Raw genomic sequence first — 5,928 nt, 5'->3', positions numbered from 1 at the left:
CGAGGGTGGCGGCGTAGCCGGCGATCTCGCCGTACACCTGGGGGGCTCCGCGGCGGGCAGCGGACTCGGCGGCCTCGACGACCAGCATGGCGCCGCCCTCGCCGGGCACGTACCCGTTCGCCCCCGCGGCGAACGGCAGGTAGGCGCGGTCCGGGTCCGACTCGGTGGACATCAGACCGGACGCGATCTGCGGGACCCAGCCCCACGGGCAGAGCGCCGCGTCGACCCCGCCGGAGACGACCAGCGGCACTCCCTTGCGGACGTGGCGGCGGGCGTGGCCGAGCGAGTCGATGCCGCCGGCCTGCTCGGTGAGCAGCACCCCGCTGGGGCCGCGCATCTTGTGGCGGATGGAGATCTGGCCGGTGTTCACGGCGTAGAACCAGGCGAAGGACTGGTAGGCGCTGACGTACTCCTTGCCCTCGCTCCACAGGTTCTGCAGTTCGCGCTGGCCGAACTCGACGGCGCCGCCGGAGGCCGCGGTGACCACGCCCATGCCGTACTCGGGGAGCTGCTCGGGCTCCACCGCGGCGTCGGTCACGGCCCAGTCGGCGGCGGTGAGGGCGAGCCGCGTCATGTGGTCGGTCTGCGGCATCAGCCGGCTGGGGACGTGGTCCTCGGCGACGAAGCCGGGCACCTCGCCGGCGATGGTCGACGGGTACTGGGAGGGGTCGAACCGGGTGACGCGGCCGAGCCCGGACTCCCCGGCCAGGGTGGCCTTCCAGTAGTCGTCGGTGCCCAGCCCGTTGGGGGCCGTGACGCCGAGTCCGGTGACCACCGCGGTGGCGCTCGTGACGGTCATGCGAGGGTCCTCTCCGGGCGGGCGAGCACCATGGCGCTCTGGAAGCCGCCAAAGCCGCTGCCGACGCTGAGCACGGTGTCGGTGCGCTGCTCCCTGGCGGTCAGCGGGATGTAGTCCAGGTCGAGTTCGGGGTCCGGGTCGTGCAGGTTGGCGGTGGGCGGCAGCACCGAGTGCTCCATCGCCAGGGCGCAGGCCGCGATCTCCAGGGAGCCGATCGCGCCGAGCGAGTGCCCGATCATCGACTTGATGGAGCTGACCGGCGTCTCGTAGGCGTGGCTGCCGAGGCTGCGCTTGAAGGCGCCCGTCTCGTGGCGGTCGTTCATCTTGGTGCCGGAGCCGTGCGCGTTGATGTAGTCGATCGCGGACGGGTCGATCCGGGCCTCGGCCAGGGCCGCGTCGATGGCCTGGGCCATCTCCCGGCCGTCCGGCTTGAGGCCGGTCATGTGGAAGGCGTTGGCGCGGGCGGCGAAGCCGGCGATCTCGGCGTAGATGTGCGCGCCGCGGGCCCGGGCGCTCTCCAGCTCCTCCAGGACCATGATCGAGGCGCCTTCGCCGAGGACGAGGCCGCTGCGGTTGCGGTCGAAGGGGCGGCAGGCGTGCTCGGGGTCGTCGTTGCGGGGGGTGGTGGCGTGGATCGCGTCGAAGCACGCCGAGGTGATGGGTGAGATGGGTGCCTCGGTGGCGCCGGCGATCATGATGTCGGCGGTGCCCTCCCGGATGAGTTCCAGGGCGTGGCCGAGGGAGTCGAGGCCGGAGGTGCAGCCGGTGGACACGACGGCGGCGGGCCCTTCGGCGCCGGCCGCCTGGCCGACCTCCGCCGCCATCGAGCTGGGCACGAAGTGCCGGTAGAGCTCGGGCACCGCGTACTCGTGGTCGACGAGCCACTTGCGTCCGCCGTCACTGACGACGACGTACTCGCGTTCCAGGCTGGTGGTGCAGCCGACCGCGCTGCCCACCGAGGTGCCGACCCGGCCCGGGTCGACCGAGGAGAGGTCGATGCCGCTGTCGGCCACCGCCTCGCGGGTGCTGACGACGGCGAACTGGGCGGCCCGGTCCAGGCGGCGGATCTCCTGGTGGGACAGTCCCGCCGCCAGCGGGTCGAAGTCGCACTCGGCGGCGACCCGCGAACGGAACGGGCTGGGGTCGAAGAACGAAATGGTGCGGGTGGCGGAGCGGCCCGCGGTGAGCAGGTCCCAGTACTCCTTGACGCCGACCCCGCCGGGGGCCACGGCACCCAGACCGGTGATCACGACTCTGCGCATCTGCGCTACCTCACCTTCGACAGTGCCGGGTGCCGCTGGGGGCACGTACCGGACGGAACTGTGCGGGCCACTTGGGTTCCCTTCGTTTCTTGAGCCGCCGCAGCGGGACGTTCGGCGGCCGGGGCGGAGTAGGGGTCGGTTTCCTGCGCCGCCCCGGGCGCCGGACCGGGCTGCGGTACCGCTTGTGGCGGGCCGCCGCTCGCGGTGCCGTCATGGTTCGTCCCACCGCTCGACGCAGGCTCAAAGCCGCCTACAACGGCACGTTGCCGTGCTTCCGGTCGGGCAGTTCGGCCTTCTTGGCGCGCAGCGCGGCCAGGGAGCGGATGAGGACGCGACGGGTGTCGGCGGGGTCGATGACGTCGTCGACCAGGCCGCGTTCGGCGGCGTAGTACGGGTGCATCAGCTCGGCCTTGTACTCCTCGACGAGCCGGGCCCGGGTGGCGTCGGGGTCGTCGGAGGCGGCGATCTCGCGGCGGAACACCACGTTCGCCGCGCCCTCCGCGCCCATCACGGCGATCTCGTTGGTCGGCCAGGCGAAGGAGAGGTCCGCGCCGATGGAGCGGGAGTCCATCACGATGTAGGCGCCGCCGTACGCCTTTCGCACGACGACCGAGATGCGCGGCACGGTGGCGTTGCAGTAGGCGTAGAGCAGCTTCGCGCCGTGCCGGATGATGCCGTCGTGCTCCTGGGCGACACCGGGCAGGAAGCCGGGCACGTCGACGAGCGTGACGAGCGGGATGTTGAAGGAGTCGCACACCGAGACGAACCGGGCGGCCTTCTCCGCGCTGTGGATGTCGAGCACACCGGCCAGCACGGCGGGCTGGTTGGCGACGATGCCGACGGGGTGGCCGTCGAGCCGGGCGAGCGCGCAGACCACGTTGCGGGCCCAGTTCTCGTGCACCTCGAAGAACTCGCCGTCGTCGACGACCTCCTCGATGACGCCGCGGATGTCGTAGGCCTGCCCGGGGTCGGCCGGGACCAGCGAGGCCAGCGACTCGGTGCGCCGGTCGGCGGGGTCGTCGCTGCGGGTGGCGGGCGGCAGTTCGCGGTTGTTCTGCGGCAGCAGCGAGAGCAGGTAGCGCACCTCGTCGAGGCACTCGGCCTCGTCGTCGTGCACGAAACCGGCCACGCCGGACACGGAGGCGTGCACGTCGGCGCCGCCGAGTCCGTCCTGGCTGATCTGCTCACCGGTGACGGCCTGCACGACGTCCGGGCCGGTCAGGAACATCTGCGAGGTGCCGCGGACCATGAAGACGAAGTCGGTGAGGGCGGGCGAGTAGGCGGCGCCGCCGGCACACGGGCCGAGGATCACACTGATCTGCGGGATGACACCGGAGGCGGCGGTGTTGCGGCGGAAGATGCCGCCGTAGCCGGCGAGCGCGGTGACGCCCTCCTGGATGCGGGCGCCGGCGCCGTCGTTCAGGCCGACCAGCGGCGCTCCCGCGGCCTGGGCCATGTCCATGATCTTGTGCACCTTGGCGGCGTGCGCCTCACCGAGCGCTCCGGCGAAGACCCGGAAGTCGTGCGCGTAGGCGTAGACGGTCCGGCCGTGCACCAGGCCCCAGCCGATCAGCACACCGTCACCGTGCGGCTTGCGGTGCTCCAGGCCGAAGCCGGAGGCGCGGTGCCGCCGCAGCGGCTCGATCTCGGTGAAGGTCCCCTCGTCGAAGAGCAGTTCCAGCCGTTCGCGGGCGGTGAGCTTGCCCTTGGCGTGCTGGCGGCGGGTGGCCTCCGGGTCGGGGCCCCGGCTGACCTCCTCCTTGAGGCGGTTCAGTTCCGCGGTGGAACGTCGCAGGTCAGGTCCGGGGACGGTGGCGGTGAGGTCGTCGAGGATCGTCATCGCCCGAACGTAGGAACGCCGGCTAGAGAAGAGCTGGAGTCCCGGGCCGGCGGATCGTGCCGCCGGCCCGGGGCTCCAGCCCGTCACTGCCGTCAGGTGGTGGCGACCAGGTCCAGCGCCGGGTCGCTGGACAGCACCGCGTGGTGCAGCTGCTGGAGTCGCGGTGACGGCTCCAGGCCGAGCTCGTCGACGAGCGTGCCCCGTAGCCGCTGGTAGGCCTCGAGGGCCCGCCAGGCGGCCCCGGACCGGTGCATGGCGACCATCAGCTGGGCGCAGAAGTTCTCGTGCATCGGGTGCCGGGCGACCAGGACGCGCAGTTCGGGCACCACCTGGGAGTGCCGGCCGAGCCGCAGGTCCGCCTCGATGCGGCGCTCCAGGGCGGCCATCCGGTCCTCCGTCATGCGGAGCACCTCCAGTTCGAGCACGCTGCCGATGCGGACGTCGACGAGTGCCGGGCCCTGCCACATCGACAGGGCGCTGCCCAGCAGTTGGGAAGCCACCCGGTAGTCGCCCGCCTCGTAGGCGTCGCGGCCGGACAGGGCCAGCTGTTCGAACTCCTGGACGTCGATCTGGCCGGGCTGCACCTGGAGCAGGTAGCCGCCGTGCTGGGTGACGAGCACCTCCTTGGCGTCCCGGGTGGGGTCTCCGTCCAGGGCGATCGCGATCTTGCGGCGGAGCTGGAGGATGTACGTCTGGAGCGTGGTGGCGGCGGAACGGGGTACGTTCTCCCCCCAGAGTTCCTCCATCAGCGTCGGCACGGTGACCACGTGGTCGGCCTGGAGGGCGAGGAGTGCGAGTATCTGCCGGGGTTTGGCAGCGCTCGGCACGAGGGACACACCGCGTTCATGGGCACTCAACGGCCCGAGGACCTGAATCTCCATTGTTGCTCTCCCCTTTCGAGCCGTTCCACCGGGCCGATCGGACCGGTGGTCATCTCGGAGCAGGCGTCGAGCCTCGCACGAGGGCGCTGGAGGTCCCAGTGAACGTGTCATGAGGCGAATCGTGAAAATGTCATGCCGACCCTGTGACTCCGACACTGCCGCTCGACCGGTCACCGACTCCAGAATCTCACCCCAGAAGTTCCGCACAGAGTCGACGACAACGGGGAGTTATCCAATGGCAGTCATTGGTGCAGTGGTCGAGTCAGCCGCCGGGAACGCAACGGAGAATGACTTCCGAATCGCACAGTTCACCGCACGTACCGCGCTGGAACCCGCTCTGGCCGCGCGCTACACACTCGATCCTGCCGGTGTGCTGGCCGAGTTCGGCATCCTCAGCGCCGAACCCGTGTACGCCGAGGCACCGATGGTCATCGAGGATCTGAGCACCTCCGAGGTCACCGCCCGCTTCAGCGGCATATGCGGCGTCCATCCGTACGTCTTCTGCCCCGACCGCCTGGGGACCGTCGTCGCATGACCGTCTTCGATGCGGCAGCCGGTGAACCGCTGATCGGGTTCAAACGGCACCTGCGCGCCGAGGTCGTCGCGAGCGAAGCCGTCTACCTGCTGTCCGGACGCGGTGTCACCGCGCTCCAGGGCAGACAGGTCGAGGCGCTCGCGCCCCTGCTGGACGGTACCCGCACGCTGAGCGCCCTGCTGCGCGAGGCCGCCGCCTCCATGCCCACCGTGGAGGCGGGGCGGGTCCTCGGCCAGCTCGCCAAGGCCAACCTCATCGGGTACCGGCGGCAGTCGGGCGGTGAACGGGCCGCCGAGCCCGCCGCGCAGGCCTACTGGGACCTGGTGGGTCTGGACGGTTCGGCGACGTCCGAGACGCTAGCCGATGCGTCGGTGCAGGTGACGGCCGTCGGGCAGGCGGAGACGGGACCGGCCCGCTCCGCCTGCCGGGCAGCCGGGCTCACCGTCGCCGAGCCCGACCGGGCGGCCGGCGCCGGATTCTCCCTCGTGCTGTGCGACGACTACCTGGATCCGGAACTGGCCGAGGTGGACGCCCGGCACCGGGCGGCGGGCCGGCCCTGGTTGCTTGCCAAGCCGTACGGTGCCGAGACGTGGGTCGGGCCGGTGTTCCGG

Annotated in this window: 5 protein-coding genes and 1 pseudogene; 2 read left to right on the top strand and 4 right to left on the bottom strand. The window is 71.5% G+C overall.

Going from position 1 to position 5,928, the window contains the following annotated elements; translation table 11 throughout:
* From ACYVE9_RS13455 to ACYVE9_RS13440, 4 genes are all read right to left on the bottom strand, one after another.
* Nucleotides 1-799, bottom strand: a 799-nt coding sequence (locus tag ACYVE9_RS13455; RefSeq protein WP_461028055.1) for a beta-ketoacyl synthase N-terminal-like domain-containing protein, incomplete at its 3' end; no start/stop codon positions are given.
* Nucleotides 796-2,061, bottom strand: coding sequence for a beta-ketoacyl-[acyl-carrier-protein] synthase family protein (locus ACYVE9_RS13450; RefSeq protein WP_461028054.1), 1,266 nt, complete (start codon nt 2,059-2,061; stop codon nt 796-798). The genes ACYVE9_RS13455 and ACYVE9_RS13450, both read right to left, overlap by 4 nt.
* 250 nt (nt 2,062-2,311) lie before the next feature.
* The gene (locus tag ACYVE9_RS13445; protein WP_461028053.1) at nt 2,312-3,901 is read right to left on the bottom strand and encodes an acyl-CoA carboxylase subunit beta; all 1,590 of its coding nucleotides are present in this window, start codon (nt 3,899-3,901) and stop codon (nt 2,312-2,314) included.
* A 92-nt stretch (nt 3,902-3,993) separates the two neighbouring features.
* Nucleotides 3,994-4,782 carry an AfsR/SARP family transcriptional regulator gene (locus ACYVE9_RS13440; protein WP_461028052.1) on the bottom strand — a complete coding sequence of 263 codons (789 nt, stop codon included), beginning with the start codon at nt 4,780-4,782 and terminating at the stop codon, nt 3,994-3,996.
* A 235-nt stretch (nt 4,783-5,017) separates the two neighbouring features.
* On the opposite strand from ACYVE9_RS13440, the gene ACYVE9_RS13435 reads away from it, so the two are divergent.
* A complete protein-coding gene (locus ACYVE9_RS13435) occupies nt 5,018-5,317 on the top strand; it encodes a hypothetical protein (protein WP_461028051.1) in 300 nt (99 codons plus the stop codon).
* Nucleotides 5,314-5,928, top strand: a pseudogene (locus tag ACYVE9_RS13430) (TOMM precursor leader peptide-binding protein); the annotation flags it as partial. The gene ACYVE9_RS13435 and the pseudogene ACYVE9_RS13430, both read left to right, overlap by 4 nt.

This window comes from Streptomyces sparsus, assembly GCF_054776295.1.
This window is presented reverse-complemented; position numbering and strand designations above follow the sequence as displayed.